Annotated in this window: 15 protein-coding genes; 11 read left to right on the forward strand and 4 right to left on the reverse strand. The window is 74.2% G+C overall.

Annotated elements, in window-relative coordinates:
• Positions 1-36 precede the first annotated feature (36 nt).
• Positions 37-792 (forward strand): YggS family pyridoxal phosphate-dependent enzyme, encoded by a 756-nt coding sequence (locus DWV08_RS01335; protein ID WP_115412149.1) that lies wholly within the window; start codon positions 37-39, stop codon positions 790-792.
• A gap of 39 nt (positions 793-831) precedes the next feature.
• On the opposite strand, the gene DWV08_RS01340 is transcribed toward DWV08_RS01335, so the two are convergent.
• The gene (locus DWV08_RS01340; protein WP_241237279.1) at positions 832-1,929 is read right to left on the reverse strand and encodes an ROK family transcriptional regulator; all 1,098 of its coding nucleotides are present in this window, start codon (positions 1,927-1,929) and stop codon (positions 832-834) included.
• A gap of 174 nt (positions 1,930-2,103) precedes the next feature.
• Between DWV08_RS01340 and DWV08_RS01345 the strand changes: the two genes are divergently transcribed.
• From DWV08_RS01345 to cls, 4 genes are all read left to right on the forward strand, one after another.
• Positions 2,104-3,480, forward strand: a complete 1,377-nt coding sequence (locus DWV08_RS01345) for an MFS transporter (RefSeq protein WP_115412151.1) — start codon at positions 2,104-2,106, stop codon at positions 3,478-3,480.
• Between the two features lie 111 nt (positions 3,481-3,591).
• Complete coding sequence (locus DWV08_RS01350) at positions 3,592-4,728, forward strand: trans-sulfuration enzyme family protein (RefSeq protein ID WP_115412152.1); 1,137 nt, start codon at positions 3,592-3,594, stop codon at positions 4,726-4,728.
• Positions 4,729-4,884: 156 nt separating this feature from the next.
• On the forward strand, positions 4,885-5,799 hold the full coding sequence (locus tag DWV08_RS01355) for a Bax inhibitor-1/YccA family protein (RefSeq protein WP_115412153.1): 915 nt from the start codon (positions 4,885-4,887) through the stop codon (positions 5,797-5,799).
• A gap of 94 nt (positions 5,800-5,893) precedes the next feature.
• The gene (gene cls, locus DWV08_RS01360) at positions 5,894-7,381 is read left to right on the forward strand and encodes a cardiolipin synthase (RefSeq protein WP_115412154.1); all 1,488 of its coding nucleotides are present in this window, start codon (positions 5,894-5,896) and stop codon (positions 7,379-7,381) included.
• Between the two features lie 22 nt (positions 7,382-7,403).
• Here cls and DWV08_RS01365 read toward each other — a convergent pair whose 3' ends face one another.
• Positions 7,404-8,222, reverse strand: a complete 819-nt coding sequence (locus tag DWV08_RS01365) for a hypothetical protein (RefSeq protein WP_115412155.1) — start codon at positions 8,220-8,222, stop codon at positions 7,404-7,406.
• Positions 8,223-8,245: 23 nt separating this feature from the next.
• On the reverse strand, positions 8,246-9,172 hold the full coding sequence (locus DWV08_RS01370) for a hypothetical protein (RefSeq protein ID WP_115412156.1): 927 nt from the start codon (positions 9,170-9,172) through the stop codon (positions 8,246-8,248).
• Between the two features lie 183 nt (positions 9,173-9,355).
• Between DWV08_RS01370 and thiD the strand changes: the two genes are divergently transcribed.
• The 6 genes from thiD to DWV08_RS01400 all read left to right on the forward strand — a co-directional run bounded on the left by thiD (position 9,356) and on the right by DWV08_RS01400 (position 16,369).
• Positions 9,356-10,228 (forward strand): bifunctional hydroxymethylpyrimidine kinase/phosphomethylpyrimidine kinase, encoded by an 873-nt coding sequence (thiD, locus tag DWV08_RS01375; RefSeq protein ID WP_115412157.1) that lies wholly within the window; start codon positions 9,356-9,358, stop codon positions 10,226-10,228.
• Positions 10,229-10,280: 52 nt separating this feature from the next.
• Complete coding sequence (locus DWV08_RS01380) at positions 10,281-10,850, forward strand: hypothetical protein (RefSeq protein ID WP_115412158.1); 570 nt, start codon at positions 10,281-10,283, stop codon at positions 10,848-10,850.
• Positions 10,847-12,991, forward strand: a complete 2,145-nt coding sequence (locus DWV08_RS01385) for a prolyl oligopeptidase family serine peptidase (protein ID WP_115412159.1) — start codon at positions 10,847-10,849, stop codon at positions 12,989-12,991. The genes DWV08_RS01380 and DWV08_RS01385 overlap by 4 nt, the downstream gene beginning before the upstream one ends.
• Before the next feature lie 34 nt (positions 12,992-13,025).
• Positions 13,026-14,495 carry an alpha/beta fold hydrolase gene (locus tag DWV08_RS01390; RefSeq protein ID WP_115412160.1) on the forward strand — a complete coding sequence of 490 codons (1,470 nt, stop codon included), beginning with the start codon at positions 13,026-13,028 and terminating at the stop codon, positions 14,493-14,495.
• Positions 14,496-14,599: 104 nt separating this feature from the next.
• The gene (locus tag DWV08_RS01395) at positions 14,600-15,475 is read left to right on the forward strand and encodes a hypothetical protein (RefSeq protein WP_115412161.1); all 876 of its coding nucleotides are present in this window, start codon (positions 14,600-14,602) and stop codon (positions 15,473-15,475) included.
• Positions 15,476-15,547: 72 nt separating this feature from the next.
• Positions 15,548-16,369 (forward strand): hypothetical protein, encoded by an 822-nt coding sequence (locus tag DWV08_RS01400; RefSeq protein ID WP_115412162.1) that lies wholly within the window; start codon positions 15,548-15,550, stop codon positions 16,367-16,369.
• A gap of 58 nt (positions 16,370-16,427) precedes the next feature.
• Here the strand turns inward: DWV08_RS01400 and DWV08_RS01405 are convergent, their stop codons facing one another.
• A complete protein-coding gene (locus DWV08_RS01405) occupies positions 16,428-17,849 on the reverse strand; it encodes a DUF2079 domain-containing protein (RefSeq protein WP_162801469.1) in 1,422 nt (473 codons plus the stop codon).
• Positions 17,850-17,911: the final 62 nt, after the last annotated feature.

The following is a 17,911-nucleotide window of genomic DNA, read 5'->3' on the forward strand; positions in this document are numbered from 1 at the left end:
GGATCGGCCACATCCCGGATCGGCCACAATGGAGCCATGACTGCTCCCGACGAGACCCCTCTGCCCGCTGAGCACCGTGCGCGGCTCGCCGCGCGCCTCGACGACGTCCTGGCGCGCATCGACACCGCCGCGGAGCGGGCGGGCCGCGACGGCCGGGAGATCACGGTGCTGCTGGCCACCAAGACCCGCACCCCCGCGGAGATCGCCGCGGCGGTGGAGCTGCTGCAGGCGCGGGAGCGGCGCCTGGCCGTCGGCGAGAACCGTGCCCAGGAGATCGCCAAGCACTCCCACCCGCTGCTCGCGGACGACGGCGTGCCGCGCCACTTCATCGGCCGCCTGCAGACGAACAAGGCCCGCGACGTGGTCGCCTTCGCCGAGACGATCCACAGCGTGGACCGGGAGGGGATCGCCGACGCGCTCGAGCGCCGCGCGGAGATGGCCGGCGTGACGCGCCAGGTGCTGGTGCAGGTCAACACCTCCGGCGAGGAGTCCAAGGGCGGGTTCGCCCCCACGCTCGAGGCGCTGGGGCCGATCGTGGAGCGGCTGCGCCGGAGCCCGGTGCTGCATCCCGTGGGTCTCATGACGATCGGAGCGAACACCGCCGACGCCGACGCCGTGCGCGCCTCGCTGCGCTCCCTGCGCACCCTGCGGGACGCCCTGCGCACCGAGCACGGCGCCCAGGAGCTGGTGGAGCTGTCGATGGGGATGAGCGGCGACCTCGAGATCGCGGTCGAGGAGGGCGCGACCATCGTCCGGGTGGGCTCGGCGATCTTCGGCGCCCGGCCCGCCTGAGCCCGGCCCGTCCCAGTTCCGCGCGAGCCTCGCGCCTGCTCAGCCTGCGCCGGGCCCCACCAGCGCCGTGGGCAGGCCGTACTCGTGCTCGAGCACCTCGCAGGCGGCACCGGCGGCGATGAGATCCACGCCGCGGGTGGACAGCAGCACCTCGACGTGCACCCGCGCCCCGGCGCGCAGACCCTCCTCGAGCGCCGCGCGGATCGTGTCCATCATCACCGCGTGGTGGGTGTAGAGTGAGCGCCCGCCCAGCACCACCCGGTCCACATCCACCAGGCGCACCAGGTTCAGCACCACGGTGGCGAGCACCTCCGCGGCGGCCGCGTCGTCGCCTTCCGCCAGCGCCCCCAGGAACTCGGCCTCCGCGCAGCCGCGTCGCCCGCACGGGCAGGGGCGCCCGCCCATCCGCACCACGGTGTGGCCCACCTCGCCGGCGCGCGCATGGGCTCCGTGCACGATCGCGGCGCCCAGGCGCAGGGCGGCGCCCAGGCCGTCCTCCGCCAGCACCAGCGCCGCGTCGTCGAGCAGCCCGGGCTGCGACCAGCTCTCGCCCACCAGCGCCGCCCGGGAGTCGTGGTCCACCAGCACCGGCATGTCCAGCGCGGCCAGCAGCAGGTCCCGGATCCCGGCGCCGCTCCAGACGTCGGCGGGGGAGGAGCCGTGCAGCACGCCCTCGACCGGGTCCACCGGGCCGGGCGTGCCCACGCCGAGGCCCAGCAGCTCGCCCTCGCCGTGGCCGGCCAGCTCCCGGGCGGAGGCGGCGAGGGCGTCGACGAGCGCGGGCACGGGCAGGCCGGGATCGATCTCGTCGGTGCGGCGCTCGAGCACCTCTCCCGTGAGGTCGGTGACCACCCCGTGCACGCGCGACCGGGTGAGGTGCAGCCCGAGCGCCCGCCGGGACCCCGGCACGATCCGGTACAGGGTGGTGGGCTTGCCGGGACCCGCGGAGTAGGACCCCGCCTCGGCCATCAGGCCGCGCTCCATCAGCCGCGCGAGGATCTTCGAGATCGCCTGGGGCGTGACCTGCAGTTCCTCCGCCAGGCCGGTGCGCGCCACGGGCTCCCCGCGGCGGGCGACGGCGAGGACCGCGGCGTCATGGGCGCCCGCCACGCGGTCCAGCGGTCCGGTCTCTCTCACCTGGTCGTGCTCCTCACCGGCTCGTCCTCCTCGCCTGCTCATCCTCGCACGCACGGAGTGTGACGAGGCTCCGGTCCGCGACCCCCTTGACGTATCGCAACAGCGTTGGCTTATTCTTGCCGCTCGGTCGACGACGCCCTCCGCACCCGCCCCCCGAACCGCCGAGGATCCGCCATGACGCACACCGCCCCCGACCAGACCGTGCCGCCCGACGGCGCCGCTCCCGCCGCGCCCCACGAGCTGCCCGCCCGCCGCCGCACCCTCGCCCTGCTCGCCCTCGCCCTCGGCGGGGTGGGCATCGGCGCCTCCGAGTTCGCCACCATGGGCCTCCTGCCCGGCATCGCCGAGGGCCTGCTGGGCCACCAGATGGCCACCGACCCGGACGCCGGCATCGCGAAGGCCGGCCACCTGATCACCGCCTACGCGCTCGGCGTGGTGGTCGGCGCGCCGGTGCTGGCCCTGCTCTCGGTGCGCTGGAGCCGCACCAGCATGATCACCGCGCTCGCCGCGGCGCTCGCCGTGGGCACCGTGCTCTCCGCGCTCATGCCCACCTTCGAGCTCACGGTCGCCGCCCGCTTCCTCGCCGGGCTGCCGCACGGCGCCTACTTCGGCGTCGCCTCGCTGCTGGCCGCCTCCCTGATGGGGCCCGGCAGCCAGGGCAAGGGCGTGGCCGTGGCGCTGTCCGGCCTCACCGTCGCCAACCTCGTCGGGGTGCCGCTCATGACCGCGCTCGGGCAGGCAGCCGGCTGGCGCACCGTGTACCTCGTGATCACCGCGATCTTCGTCGCGACCGTGCTCGCCCTGCGCTGGGCCGTGCCGCCGCAGGAGGCCGTGCCCGGCCGGCGCGCGGTCGACGAGATCCTCGCGCTGCGTCGCCTCCAGCTGTGGATCGTGATGGGCATCGCCGCGGTGGGCTTCGCGGGCGGCTTCGCGGTGTTCAGCTACGTCGCCGACATCACCACCCGCGTGGCCGGCGGCTCGGCGGGCTTCGTGCCGTGGGTGCTGGCCGCGGCCGGCCTGGGCATGACCCTGGGCAACGTGCTGGGCGGCATCACCACCGACCGCTCCCTGCGCGGCACCCTGCTGGTGGGCTTCCCGCTGTACATCGCCGCGCTGGTGGGTCTGTACCTCGCGGCGCCCGGCTCGCCCGTCGCGCTGCTGATCGGCTTCTTCGCCGTCAACGTCGTCAACTCCGCCCTCGGGCCGGCGCTGCAGACCTGGCTGATCCGCGTGGCCCACCGCTCCGAGGTGCTCGGCGCCTCGCTGAACCACGCCGCCTTCAACGTCGCCAACGCGCTCGGCGCGGCCCTCGGCGGCGCCGTGATCGCCGGCGGCCTGGGGTACCGGGCGCCGATGGTGGTCGCGATCGTGCTGGCGAGCACGGGACTGGTGATGGTCGCTGCGACGCTGATCGCCCTGGAGGTGCGCTCCCGCCGCACCCTGGCCGTGCTCACCGAGCACGAGGACACCTTCACGGGCTCCCTGCCCGTCATCGACCCGGAGGACGTCCCCGCCGAGGCCGCGCCGGAGCGGGCGACCACCGGTGCCTGAGCCGACACACTCGGTCACGGAGCATCCGCGATGCGCGATCGCGGCTCTACGGTGGACGGCGCCGGCCCCGCACGGGGTCGGCGCCGTCCGCATGAGGAGCGAGGAGCCGCCGTGCACATCCAGACCGCCGCCGTGCACACCCTGAGGGACTTCGAGCACGGGGCCGTGGTGCCGCCGGTGCACCTGGCCTCGACCTTCGAGCTGGACCGCGCGAGCGAGGAGGGCGAGTACGCCTACCAGCGGGGCGCTAACCCCACCCGGGCCCAGCTCGAGACGGTGCTGGCCGCTCTCGAGGGCGCCGCGCACGGCTTCGCCTTCGCCTCGGGGATGGCCGCCACCGCGGCGGCGCTGTCCACGCTGCAGGTCGGCGACGAGGTGCTGCTGCCCGCCAGCGTGTACGGCGGCACCTACCGCTTCGTGGACCTGGTGCTGCCGGGCCGCGGCGTGACCGGCCGCTTCGTGGACGACCTCGGCGCGCTCACCGACGAGGACTTCACCCCCGCCACCCGGGCCGTGTTCGTCGAGACCCCGGCCAACCCCACCCTGCGCATCACCGATCTGCGACGGATCGTGGAGCTCGCCCACCGGCACGGCGCCCTGGTGATCGTGGACAACACCTTCATGACCCCCGTGCTGCAGCGACCGCTCGAGCTGGGAGCCGACCTGGTGGTGCAGTCCGCCACCAAGTACCTCGCCGGCCACTCCGACCTGCTGGCCGGTGCGGTCACCACGGACGACGACGAGCTCGCGGCCGCGCTCGCCCTCGCCCAGAAGGCGCAGGGCGGGGTGCTCGCCCCGCAGGACTCCTTCCGCCTGATTCAGTCGCTGAAGACCCTCCCCCTGCGACTCGAGCGGCAGCAGGCGAACGCCGAGGAGATCGTCGCCCACCTGCGCGAGCGCGAGGACGTGCGCCAGGTGTGGTACCCCGGCTCCCACAGCGCGGAGGAGGCGCGGATCCACGCCTCGCAGGCCACCGGCCGCGGTGCCGTGCTCTCCTTCGAGCTGGCGCCGGCGCTGGACCGCACACGGTTCCTGCAGGCGCTGCGCTACCCGGCCTACGCCGTGAGCCTGGGCGGCGTCGAGTCGCTGATCTGCCGTCCCGCCACCATGACCCACGAGGCGATGACGCCCGAGGCCCGCGCGCACGCGGGCATCTCCGAGGAGCTGCTGCGGCTGAGCGTGGGGATCGAGGACGCCCGCGATCTGCTGGCAGATCTCGACCAGGCGCTCGAGGCCGCCGCCCGCTGACGCCCGCCCCCCGCTGACGCCCGCCGCCCTGCGCTTCGCCGAGGGCGGAGCGCGTGCCCAGCGGATTCCCGGACTCGCTCGGTATCATGGCCGGGTAGGTCCGACGGGTGCACCACGGCGTCCGGAGGATCCCCCTGATCCCACGTGAGGAGCACCATGGCACGCCACAACATCGTGTTCGGCCGAGACCAGGCCGTCCAGGGTGGCGCGAACACCACCGCCCCCCGCTTCGGCCAGTCCGCCCCGGCCCCCAGCTCGAGCACCCAGTGGTCCTCGGGCTTCGAGCAGCAGGGCTACGGCCAGCAGTACGGTCAGCAGGGCGCGGACCCGCTCGAGGCGATGTACGCCCGCCCCGCCGCGACCGGTCACGACACCGGCCGCATGACCATGAAGGACGCGCTGAACGCGATCACCGCGACCCTCGGCATCGTCGTGGTGGTCGGCTTCGCGGTCGCGATGCTGCCCTACGCGGCGCTGCTGCTGGCCGGCGAGCAGGCCGCCTCGGCGGCCCTCGGTCTCACCGGCATCGCCACCCTGGTCGGCGTGATCGGCGGGCTCGTCACGGCGCTGATCAACATCTTCAAGAAGCAGCCCTCCCCGGCGCTGGTGATGGCCTACGCCGGCTTCGAGGGTCTGTTCCTCGGCGGCCTCAGCGGCACCCTGGAGTACTTCTACCCCGGCATTGCGCTGCAGGCCGTGGTGGGCACCCTCGCCGTGGCGGGCACCGTGCTGGTGCTGTTCCGCATGGGCATCCTGCGCACCTCCCCGCGCCTGAACAAGATCTTCATGGTCGCGATCATCGCCTACATGCTGTTCGGGCTGGTGAACATCGGCACCATGCTGCTGCTGGGCGAGAACCTGCGTGACGGGATGCTGGGCCTGGCGATCGGCGGCATCGCCGTGGTGCTCGCCTCCTACTCGCTGGTGATGGACTTCGAGGACGTCCAGCACGCGGCCGAGGCCGGAATGCCCCGCAAGTACGCCTGGCGCCTCGCCTTCGGCGTCACGGTCACCATGGTGTGGCTGTACGTCGAGATCCTGCGGATCCTGGCGATCCTGCGCGGCGACTGAGCACGCACGACGGGAGGCGAGCCCTCCTGCGTATCCTGGACGGCGGGTCCCCTCGGGGGCCCGCCGTTCCGCATACGGGCAGAGAGGGCTGAGGATGAGCGATCTGTGGCAGTGGGTGCTGGACCACGGGGTCCTGCTGCTCACCTACGCCTTCTGGGCGGTGGACATCCTGCTGCGACTCATCGCCCTGGTGGTGGTGCCGCGGAACCGACGCCCCGGTTCCGCGATCGCCTGGCTGCTCGCGATCATGGTGTTCCCGCTGGTGGGCTTCCCGCTCTATCTGCTGCTGGGGAAGTCCCAGCTTCCGCGCCGGCGCCGGGAGAAGCAGCAGGTGGTGAACCGGCTGATGCGGGTGCGCTCGCAGAGCATCCCCGACAGCGATCTCGACGAGGACGTGCCCAGCTGGCTGCAGTCCGCGGTGCGGCTGAACCGGCAGCTGGGAGCCTTCCCCCTCACCGGCAACAACTCCGCTGACCTGGAGATCGGCTACGAGGCCTCGATCGCGGCGATGGCGGCCGACGTGCGCACCGCGCAGCACACGGTGCACGTGCTCTTCTACATCATGGGTCTCGACGAGGCCACGGAGGACTTCGTCGCCGCCCTCGCCGAGCGCGCCGACGCGGGCGTGACGGTGCGGGTGCTGTACGACCACTGGGGCGGGGCCAGCCACCGCGCCCAGTACCGGGCGCTGCGGCGCCGGCTGGACGCGCACGGCATCGAGCACTACCCCATGATGCCGATCCGGCCCTTCCGCGACGGCGCCTTCCAGCGGCCCGACCTGCGCAACCACCGCAAGATGGTGATCGTGGACGGCGAGATCGGGTGGATGGGCAGCCAGAACATGATCGCCTCCCACTACGACAAGCCGGCGAACATCCGCCGCGGCCTGCACTGGCAGGAGACGATGGTGCGCCTGCGCGGCCCGATCGTCTCCGAGCTCAACCTGCTGTTCGCCACCGACTGGTTCTACGAGTCCGCGCAGATGCTCCCGCAGGAGACGGTGGTGCGCCCCTCGCCGGACACCTCCGGCAGCTACGAGTGCCAGGTGGTGCCCAGCGGTCCGGGCTTCGTGGCGGAGAACAACCTCGCGCTGTTCAACCAGCTGTTCTACTCGGCCACCCGGCGGATCGTGGCCGTCTCTCCCTACTTCGTGCCGGACGAGTCGATGCTCGCGGCCCTCATCACCGCGGCGCGGCGTGGGGTCGAGGTCGAGCTGTTCGTCTCCGAGATCGGCGACCAGTTCCTCGTCTTCCACGCCCAGCGCTCCTACTACTCGGTGCTGCTGGAGGCGGGGGTGACGATCTGGCTGTACCGGGCGCCCACGATCCTCCACGCCAAGCACGTGACCATCGACGATTCGGTGACGGTGATCGGCTCCTCCAACATGGACATCCGCTCGTTCCTGCTGCAGATGGAGTGCTCGCTGATGGTCGGCGGCACCGACTTCATGGTGAAGATGCGCGAGGTGGAGGCGAGCTATCGGGCCAGCAGTCGGCGGCTGGAGCTCGAGGAGTGGAAGCGCCGGCCCCGCCTGAAGCAGGCCGTGGACAACCTCTGCCGGCTGGCCTCCGCGGTGGTGTGAGGCCCGGTGGGACGGGACGTGGTCACACGATCCCGGTGAGCGAGTCGTAGGCGGCGTCCGCGGCCTCCTCGTGCTTCGTGACGCCCACGGCGGTCTCGGTGCCGAACACGCTCGGGCCCTGGTCCGTCTCGAGCACCACCACGACCAGCTCGGTGGCGTCGGTGCGCTCCAGATCGTCCTCGGCGAAGGTGATCACGGCGGTGGTCCGATAGCCGGGGAGCCCGGCGATGGTCACCGGCTCGGTGACCTCGTCCTCGAGGGAGCGGCCCGAGGTGTCGCCCCAGATGTTCGCGGAGTAGAAGCAGGAGACGATCGCCTGGGAGGCGGCCTCCGCGCCGGGGTACTCCACCCCGGGCTGCCACTCGATCGTCCCCACGAACATGGTCGAGTACCAGGAGTCCTCCACCCGGGCCTGGGCGCCCTGCAGATCATTGGCGAAGGAGACGCCGCTGGGGGCGGCGCGCTGGTCGTACACGGCCGGCGGGATGAACTGCAGACCGCCGCCGCGCAGCTTGCCCGAGGGGTTCTGGGAGGTGCGCTCGGTGGTCGACGGCGACCAGCAGCGCTCCGCCTCCACCTCCGTGGGCGTGGCGGACTCGGACCCGGTGGCGGTCTCGGAGCCGTCCGCGGTGGGCTCCGTGGAGGTCGCGGAGGTGCTCGAGGCGGTGGCACCGCCGTCGCCCCCGCCGCCCCGGCTCGGCCGCAGCACCAGGTACCCCACCGTGACGCTCACGATCAGCAGGAACACCACGGCGAAGGAGAGCGCGCCGATCAGCAGGGCGCTCCCGCGCGCTCCCGCGGGCCGCTGCGGGGTCGGGGTGTACTGCGGTCCGGTGTGCACGGGGGCTCCTTCGTGGGGTCGGGTCACTCGACCACGTCGAGGCTCGCGATGATCTCCTCGAGCCCCTCCACGTGGTCCGGCTGGTCGGCGGCGACGTCGCTGGCGAGCGCGCTGGGGCCGTTCGGGGTCTCGACCACGATCGAGGTGACCACCGAAGCGCTGGAGGTCTCCAGGATCTCGGGATCCTCGAAGTGGTACGTGGCCTGCACGATCCAGGCGGCCTCGCCGTCCACGGTGGTCGCCTCGGAGCGGTAGTCGGTCACCTCGGGGTGCTCGCCGAAGTGGGAGACCACGCCGGAGGTGGTCGCGTAGCACTGGAAGATCGCCACGGCCGCGTTCTCGAGGCCCGGGTACCCGCCCTCCTCCTCGGTGAAGCTCACGCGGCCCAGGTTCACCACGCTGTACCAGTTGCCCTCGACCCGGCGGGCGTCGGCCCCGATCTCGGTGAGGTACGGCGTGGACTGCACCGACCATCCCGCGCCCCACCCCTCGGGCGAGGAGAACTGGAGGTCGCCGCCGCGCACCGCTCCCTCGGCCGTGGCGGGGGCCGGCTCCTGGTACTCCGGCAGGGTGCAGTCGGTGGTGGGGCGCTGGGTGAAGATCGGCGGGGGAGGAGCGATCTCGGGCTCCTCCGGGTCCGGCACGTACTCGGACTGCCCCTCGGCCGTGCGCTGACCGGTCTCGTACGCGGAGGGGGCCGGGTCCTCGAGCACCGAGCGGAACACCGTCTGCGACAGGATCAGCGCGAGCACCAGCAGCACCACCGCCGAGCCGCCGATCACCGCGAGCATCGTGGCCCGGGAGCGGCGCACCGCCCGCTCGCTCGGCGCGCCGAGCACGGCCGGACCGGCGGACTCCGCGAACGCGGGCAGGCCCGCGGAGGTGGACTGCGCCGAGAAATCGGGCAGCTCGGATCGGTGCGGCTGCTCCCCGCCCGTCTGCTGGCTCATCGACACCTCCCTGACGCCCGCGGCGCCGTTCCCCCGGCGCGCCCGCGAGCTCGCGCCCGGGGTGATTCTCGCACGCCGGGTGCGCGCATCGGGGACCAGGATAGAGATGCCAGGCACGATTGGTACCCTCCGCTCACGCCCCGACGCCGTGCCGCGCCGGGACCCTCGAGAGATGGAGACCGCATGCGCCCGCCCCTCGTCCTGACCATCGCCGCCTCGGAGTCCGACGGGGCCGGGGGCCTCCAGGCGGATCTGAAGACGTTCACCGCCCTCGGCGTGTACGGCGCCGGCGCGGTCAGCATGGTCACCACGATCACCGCCCAGCGGGTCCTGGACACCCATCCGCTGCCCGCCGCGGTGGTGCGCGGTCAGATCGACGCCGTCGTCGAGGACCTCCGCCTGGACGCCACGAAGATCGGCGCCCTGGGCAGCGCGGCCGTGGTCGAGGCGGTCGCCGCGTCGGTGCGGGCGCAGCGCGGCCGGCTGGGCCGGATCGTGCTGGACCCCGTGATGGTCAGCGCCCACGGCACGCCGCTGATCACCGCCGAGGGCGCGCGGGCGCTGCGCGACTCCCTGCTGCCGTTGGTGGACGTGCTCACCCCCACGATGGCGGAGGCGGCGCAGCTGCTGGGGCGGCCGCTCGCCACCACGATCGAGGAGATCCGCGAACAGGCGCTCGCGCTGCAGGCGACGGGCCCGGGCACGGTGCTGATCACCGGCCGACTGCTCGAAGGGGACGATGTCGTGGACGTGCTGGTCCACGAGGGCGGCACGGACCTGCTGCGGGCGGAGCGGGTCCCCGGCCGCCGCGTGCGGGGCGCCGGCGCCACGCTCTCGGCCGCGATCGCCGCGCAGCTCGCCCGGATCGCGGAGTTCGACCGCGCCGGCGAGCTGGGAGAGATCGGCGAGGCCGGCAGCGACGACGACATGGTCACGATCGTCGCCTCCGCCCGCGAGTTCGTCGCCAGCGCCACGGAGAACGCCCACGACTGGCGCCTCTCGCGCACCGCGGGCGGGTACGGGCCGCTGAACCACCTGATCACGCTGGGCTCCTGAGCGCCTCCCGTCACCGCGCCTGCTCGCGCCCGCCCCGCCGTATGGTGGCCCCATGCACACTGCGACCGACCCCGCGGAGCACCCGCACGCCGCCCGCATCGAGGCCGCGACCGGCACGCCGTTGGCGGTCTGGACCGCACGGATCGACGAGGCCGGCGGCCGCGAGCTCGACCACGCCGCGATCGCGCGCCTGCTTCCCGAGCGGTGGGAGATCACCGAGTGGTGGGCGCAGGGCGTCACCGTCGCCTACGAGCAGATCATCGGCCGCCGCGTGGCGGGGCAGAGCTGCGACGGGGACTTCTCCGCTTCCGCCTCCCGCACCGTGCCCGGAGCGCCCGGCGCGGTGAGGGATCGCTGGGACGCCTTCATGACCGCCGCCCGGCGCGAGGAGCTGGGCCTGGGCCGGCCCCGCCTGAGCGAGACCGCCACCTGGTGCTACTGGCGCGCCGAGGTCGAGGACGGCTCGCGCGTCTCGGTGAACGTCACCGCCAAGGACGCGACCCGCAGCACTCTCGCCGTCGAGCACAAGGGCCTCGAGACCGCCCAGGCCCGGGAGGTCTGGAAGGCCGCCTGGAAGCGCACGCTGACCGACTACACCGCCACCGAGCAGGAGACCCGATGACCGACACCGCCCCGCAGCTCCCCGCCGCCGACGGCAGCACCGACCCGCACCAGTGGCTCGAGGACGTCACCGGCACCGAGGCGCTGGACCGGGTGCGGCAGTGCAACGCCGCGGCGGAGGACGAGCTCGACGCGGTCGCGGACCCGGCCCACCCGGACGGCGCCCCGCTCACCGAGACGCTGCAGGCCGAGATCCGCGAGATCCTCGACGCGAAGGACCGCATCCCCGCCGTCACCGTGCGCGGCGAGTTCCTCTACAACGTGTGGACCGACGCCGAGCACGAGCGCGGTCTGTGGCGTCGCACCACGCTGGAGTCCTACCGCACCGACGAGCCCGAGTGGGAGATCCTGCTCGACGTGGACGCGCTCAACGAGGCCGAGGGCGAGGACTGGGTGTGGCACGGTGCCCGCCTGCTACGCCCGGCCGAGGGGGAGCCCTACCGCCACGCCCTGATCGACCTCTCCCACGGCGGCTCCGACGCGGACGTCACCCGGGAGTTCGACCTCTCCACGCTCGCCTTCGTGCCCGCGTCGGAGGGAGGCTTCGTGCGCCCGGAGGCCAAGGGGTCGCTGAGCTGGATCGACCGCGACACCGTGTGGGCTGTGACGGACTTCGGCGAGGGCACCATGACCGACTCCGGCTACGCCCGCCAGGCCCGGATCTGGCGCCGCGGCACCCCGCTGGAGGAGGCGCAGCCGGTCCACGAGGTCGCCGCGACGGACATGGCCGTGTTCGCCGCCCACGACTCGACGCCCGGCTGGGAGCGGGACTGGGTGATCGAGGCCCACGCCTTCTACGACTCCACCGTCCACGTGGTGGACCGGTCCCAGGAGCCGCCGGTGCTCACCCGGGTGGAGGTGCCCTCCGACCTCGAGGCCACCGCCCATCGGGATCTGGGCATCTTCAGCCCGCGCAGCGACTGGGAGGTGGGCGAGGGCGTGTACCCGGCCGGCTCCCTGGTGGTGGGGGACTTCGCCCGCTTCCAGGACGGGGAGCCGGAGCTGCACATGCTGTTCGAGCCCACCGCCTCCACCTCGCTGGCGGACATGACCATCACCCGCACCGCGGTGGTGCTCTCCGTACTCGAGGACGTGGTGCACCGCCTGGAGGTCCACACCCGGGACGAGCACGGGCAGTGGGTGCGCCGCGACCTCTACCCCGAGCTGCGCGGAGCGCTCGGCGTCTCCGCCGTGGATGCGGACGTCAGCGACGAGGTGTGGGTGAGCGTCACCGGCTTCGTGGAGCCGGCGCAGCTGCTGCTGGGCGACCTGTCCGAGGTGGCCGGCGGCGGCGAGCCCGGGGAGCTCGAGCTGATCAAGTCCGCCCCGGCGCGCTTCGACGCGGAGGGGCTGGACGTCAGCCAGCACTTCGCGATCAGCGACGACGGCACCCGCGTCCCCTACTTCGAGATCTCCCGCCCGGACCGGGTGGAGGCGGGGGAGGTCCAGCCCACCCTGCTGTACGGGTACGGCGGCTTCGAGATCTCCCTGACCCCCTCCTACCTGGGCGCCATCGGCAAGGCGTGGCTGGAGCGGGGCGGCACCTACGTGCTGGCGAACATCCGCGGCGGCGGCGAGTACGGGCCCGCCTGGCACCAGGCCGCGCTGCGCGAGAACCGCCACCGCGCCTACGAGGACTTCTCCTCGGTGGCGAAGGACCTGCTGGAGCGGGGCGTCACCGACACCGCGCACCTCGCCGTGCGCGGCGGCTCCAACGGCGGGCTGCTCACCGGGAACATGCTCACCACCTACCCGGAGCTGTTCGGCGCCGTGGTGATCCAGGTGCCGCTGCTGGACATGAAGCGGTACAGCCACCTGCTCGCCGGCGCCTCCTGGATGGCCGAGTACGGCGATCCGGACACCGAGGACTGGGAGTTCCTGCGCACGTTCAGCCCGTACCACCTGCTGGCCGAGGGCGTGGACTATCCGCCCACCTTCGTGCTCACCTCCACCCGGGACGACCGGGTCCATCCCGGGCACGCCCGGAAGTTCGCGGCGGCGCTGGAGTCCCTCGGGGCGGACGTGCGCTCCTGGGAGAACATCGAGGGCGGTCACGGCGGGGCGGCCACCAACGAGCAGGCGGCGCGGATGAACGCGCTGCTGTACGCGTTCCTGTGGAACACCATCGGCAGGACGCGGTGAGCAGCCTCGCCGCACGGCACGGGCGGAGGGGACGATGAGGGTGCGACGCGCCTCGCGGCCCACCGCCCGCTCGCTCACCTCGGAGCTGTTCGACCGCGCCGCCCAGGACGATCTTCTGCAGCTGCGCAACGACGTGATGACGGTGTACCGGGAGTTCTCCGCCGAGGATCCGCGGCTGTTCCCGCTGCGCTACGCCCGCACCGTGCCCCGTCGCCTGCGCCCGCCCCGCCCGGCGGGGAGCGGGACACGGGGCCGACGCGCCGGCCGGGTGCGGCCGCCGACGGGCGCGGCGCAGCCGCGGGTGCCGGTGCTGCTGATCCCGGACGGTCCGGCCCGCGCCTCCGTGCTGCCCTACGACGTGCTGCGCCGCAGCCTGGCCTCCCGCGGTCTGGACGTGCTGATGATGGAGCATCGCGGGGTGGGCCTGTCCCGGCTGGACGCCGAGGGGGAGGAGCTGCCGGCCGCCGCGATGTCCCTGCCCGAGGTGGTCGGCGACCTCGTGGCCGTGCTGGATCATGCCCGGGTGGAGCAGGCGGCCGTGGTGGGCAGCGGCTACGGTGCGCACCTGGCGATGCTGCTCGCGCTCGAGCATCCGCAGCGGGTGCACTCGCTCGTGCTCGACTCCCCGCTGACCGGCCCCGAGGACGAGGCCGTCGCGCAGCAGGCGCTGCGCGACCGGTACTGGGAGGGCACGGAGCCCGCGACCGTGGCCACCGCCCGCACGCTGCGCCGCCTGGCCGAGGAGGGCCGGCTGGACGCTCGCCGGGCGGGGCCCGTGGTGCTGGCCGTGCACGAGCACGGGGGTCCCGATGCGGTGCGGGAGCTGGCCGAGCTGCTGGCCGTGGGCCGCGGCAGCCTCACCTGGACCAGCGTGCGCCAGGTGCTCGCGCAGGCGTGGCTGCAGTCCACCCCGTACGTGGTGGAGCACGACCTCACCGCCCGGATCGCGCACACCGAGCTGGGCGGCGGCCATCACGCCGACGGCGGCCCGATGGACCCGCTCCTGCTCGCGGCCGAGCAGGCCCGGGCCGTGCCGCCGTTCCGCGCCGCGCCCGCCGACCTCCGCCGGCGTGCCGCGGGGATCACCGCGCCCACCCTGGTGCTCGCCGGCACCCAGGATCTCGTCTCCCCGCCCACGATCGCCCGCGACCTCGCGGCGACGATCCCCTCCGCGCGTCTGCTCGAGGTGCCCGGGGCCCGCCACTCCCTGCTCGACACCCGCAGCCGGGTCCTGCAGGTCGCGGCGCGCTGGAGCGCCTGCGGCACGGCGCACCGCCTGCCCGAGCGGGCCGAGGAGCTGGCCGCTCTGCCGGTCTCCGCCGCGGATCTCGCGCTCTCGCGCGGTCTCCAGCTCGCGCTCGCCGCCGAGCGGCTCTCGCCCTGGCGCCTGCGGTGGGAGTCCGCGCGGGCGCAGCGGGAGCGGACCCTGAGGGAGAGGGCCCGGACCGATCCCCGCCCGCGGCGTGCGCGCCGCCCCGGGATCGACCGCGCCGATCCCGTCTGATCCCGCCTGGCCCCGGACGCGTCGTCCCGGGCGGGCCGCGCACCGCTACGCTGGTCAGGGAGCTCCGCTGGGGCCCGCTACGGGGAGACGGGGGAGAGGACGCCATGATCTCGAGCAGGCGATCGGGCGCGGGGAAGCGGCGCGCCACCGGCATCCGCTCCGCCGTGCCGCTGGCCACCCGTCAGCGCGCCCTGCGGGCGCTCGCCGTGGCGAGCATCGTGGGCGTCGGCGCGGTCACGGGCCTGGGAGCCGCCGGCATGGGCCCGCTCGCCGCCCTCGCCGGGGATGCCGACGGCTCCACCTCCCCGGAGACGCTCGAGCGCCCCGACGCCGGGGTGCCCAGCGACGGCGGCGGCGCCATGGCCACCCCCGCCGCGCCCACCGTCGAGGCGGACGAGGGCGCGGAGTCCGAGGAGGAGACCGCGCCCGAGGAGTCGCCGACGCCGGAGGACTCGACCTCGGAGGGTGCGGACCCGGAGGACACGACGTCGCAGGACGCGCAGCCCGCGACCGGCGCCGACGGCGGGAGCACGAGCACGCGCGGCGGCAGCACCGGCGGCTCGGGCGGCAGCGGCGGTGGCGGCACCAGCGGCGGGAGCACCAGCGGCGGCGGCTGGACCCCGCCCTCGGGAGGCTCCACCGCGCCGAGCGAGTCGGCCACGTCGACGCCGGACGGCGAGGACCCCTCCTCGCCGGTCGAGTCCCCGAGCGAGGAGACCACCGACGAGCTCGGTGACGGGACCGGGGAGTCGGGCGACGGGTCCGGCGGGCCCGGCGACGGGACCCAGGGGCCCGGTGACGGGACCGACGGGTCGGGCACCCCCACGGAGGGCGGCGCCCCATCCGACCCGGAGACCACACCGTCGCAGACCACCTCGCCGGAGCCCACGTCGTCCCCGGGCGCGTCGACGGCGCCGTCGTCCCCGACGCCCACCACCTCTCCGTCGTCGGGCACGACCCAGGACGGCGCCGCGCACTGACCGGTCGTGCCCGGTGCGCGTCCTGCCGTCGAGGCGTCTCGTGGAGCGGGCGCGGAGCACTAGGATCTGCCCATGACCTCCAGCTCCATCGCGCTCCCGTTCCGTTCCGCCGCTGCCGCGGCCGTGGTCGGCGGGCTCAGCCTCATCGAACCCCGAGCACTGGGTCCCTGGTCGCGCGCCGCCTACCGGACCGGGGTGGCCGGGGCGAGCGGACTGCTCCTCGCCGACTCCACGCGGGATCAGGACGCGATCCTCTCGCCCGGTCTGGACGGTGCTCTGCTCGGCGCCGCGACCCTGGGACTGATGGACCTCTCCGAGCACCTCGATGCGCAGATCGTCGACGCGATGAGACGCCGCGGGATCTCCCGGCCGCGCCTGGTGCTCGCGGCGCTCGGAGCGGCCGGCACCGTCGCGATGTACGCCCTCGAGGCGCGTCGCGCCCCGCAGGATCCGGGCGTCGAGCCCGCGGACGACGACGAGGAGCGCGAGCTGCCCGCTCCGGTGCGGGAGCTCGTGGCGCTGCTGCTGGCGGCTCCGGAGGAGGGCGCGGACCTGCCCGGAGCCCCGGCGCTGCGCGCCCAGCTGTCGCGGGCCCGCGACCACGGGCCTGCCGAGCAGACGGGGGAGGTGTGGTTCTCGGTGCCCGACACCTACGAGCGTGCCGTGCCCCGGTACCAGACCTGGCCCGTGCGCGGCGTCTTCACCCAGCGGGGCCACCGCCTGCAGGCCGAGCTGCAGATCGACGACGGGCAGCTGAGCATGTTCAGCATCCTCCCCGCGGACGGGGTGGAGGGGGACGCGGTGGACGCGGCGCTCGAGCACCTCGCCGGCCCGGAGTTCTCGCTGCCCGCGCCGGAGGAGATCGAGATCGTCCACGAGAACGCTGCCCCCTGACAGGGGCCCGGAGCGGCGCGCCACGGAGCTCCGCCGCGCCGCCTCCGGGACGGCGCGGTCACGGCCGGCAGGCCACCGTGAACCCGCCGTCCTCGCTCACCGTGCGGAACGTCGTCCCCCAGGTCTCCTCGGCCCAGAGGCGCGGATCCTCCGGAGGGGTCCCGCCCCAGGAGAAGGCGTAGCGGTCCACCAGCACGCAGTCCGGCACCCGCCGGTTCGGGCCGTGCAGCCACTGCACGTCATGGTCCGGGACCGCCTGGGCCATGAGGGTGATGTCGGTGGCGAGCACCGCCCCGTCGGGCACCGCGGCGAGCGCCGTGGCGGCCGGTCCCGCCCGCCAGGTGGGCTCCCAGGTGTGCGGGCGCAGCAGCGCGGCCAGCGGCATCGTCGGCCCCAGCGCGAGCGTCACCGCGGCGGCGAGGGCCAACGCCGTGGCCCGCACCCGGCGGCCGGGGCGCGGCGCGTCCGTACGCAGCCAGGCCGTGGCCCGGCCGCTGCGCCGGTCCCCGAGCGCGTCCAGCAGGGCGGCCGTCGCGATCGGCATCAGCACCGCCCCGTAGTGCCACTGCCAGCCCCAGTAGAACTCCACCGTGCCCGTGAACCGCCACGCCAGCGTGGGCAGCATGAGCGCGATCAGCGGCGAGCGGGCGCCGATCAGCCCGGCGGCGAGCAGCAGCATCAGCACCGTCAGCCACTTCACCGGCGGCCACAGCACCTCCAGCGGCGAGCCGAGGTTGTCAGTGTAGTCGTACTGCGAGGCCGTGTTCAGCAGCGGCAGGATGACCGCCGTGGAGAGCACCAGCCACACGCCGCCCCACAGCGCCAGCGCCCCGCCCAGCAGCCGGTGCGCACGCCGCCGGTGGTGGCGCAGCACGATCAGCACCCCCAGCAGCGCGACCGTGGCCCCCAGATCCTCCTTCACCAGCACCAGCGGCGCCGCCCAGAGCACCGAGACCGTCACCCGGCCGCGCAGCAGCGCCGTGAGCGAGAGCGCCAGCAGCGGCACCGCGAACGCGATCTCGTGGAACTGCGCCGCCGCCGCGGCCTGCAGGCCGAAGGAGAACACGTACCCGGCGCCGGCGAGCGTGCCGAGCCCCGGCCCCAGGCGGTCGATCGCCAGGCGCGTGAGCGGGATCGCGGAGACGCCGAACAGCAGCGCCTGGGTCCACAGCAGCGCCTCCCCGGAGGGCCACACCCACCACACCGGCGCCAGCAGCACCAGCAGCGGATGGAAGTGATCCCCCAGCAGGTTCACCGCATCGCCCTTGATCGGCACGATCGGTGCCCGCAGCTCCCCGTACGCCCGGGCCAGCTGGGTGAAGATCCCCAGGTCCCAGGAGCTCGTGACGAGGGTGCGGAACTGCCGTGTGCCCAGCATCCCGTAGGCGAGGGTCGCGGCCAGGGCGAGCAGCAGGGGCACCGCCGTCCGCGCGCGCGAGGGGCCGCCCCCGGGCGCGGCGGGGTCCTGCGAGCTGTCCATACCTGAGGGTAACGGTCTCGCAACGGTCGGTCCTCGAGTCGTCGTTCCGCCCACGGACAGGG

This window comes from Brachybacterium saurashtrense (assembly GCF_003355475.1).
Lineage (GTDB): Bacteria > Actinomycetota > Actinomycetes > Actinomycetales > Dermabacteraceae > Brachybacterium > Brachybacterium saurashtrense.